We start from the raw sequence: 472 nt of genomic DNA on the forward strand, positions 1-472 counted from the left end.
TGTCTACGAATACACGATGAAAGGAAACATGGTTGCAGTTGTCAGTGACGGCTCTGCTGTGCTTGGCCTTGGAAACATCGGTCCGGAAGCTTCTTTACCGGTAATGGAAGGTAAATCTGTACTATTCCAGAGCTTCGCAGGTGTTGACAGCTTCCCAATCGTGCTTGATACAAATGACGTGGACGAAATCGTTCGTACCGTAAAATTGATGGCGCCGACATTTGGCGGCGTGAACTTGGAGGATATCTCCGCTCCTCGCTGCTTCGAAATCGAAGAGCGTTTGAAAGCAGAAACGGACATTCCAGTATTCCACGATGATCAGCATGGTACTGCAATCGTAACAGTTGCTGGTTTGCTGAACGCGTTGAAATTGGTTGGCAAGAGCTTCGACAATATCAAAGTTGTAGCGAACGGCGCAGGTGCTGCCGGTATCGCGATCATCGAGCTTCTGCACAGCCTTGGCGTGAACAAT

At 49.2% G+C, this 472-nt stretch carries 1 protein-coding gene; it reads left to right on the forward strand.

Annotated features, from left to right (window positions below; genetic code table 11):
- Positions 1-472: NAD(P)-dependent malic enzyme (locus CHH48_RS19165; RefSeq protein ID WP_281252974.1), on the forward strand; the 472-nt coding region annotated here is incomplete at both ends.

It is taken from the genome of Terribacillus saccharophilus (assembly GCF_002272075.1).
GTDB classification, from domain to species: domain Bacteria; phylum Bacillota; class Bacilli; order Bacillales; family Amphibacillaceae; genus Terribacillus; species Terribacillus saccharophilus_A.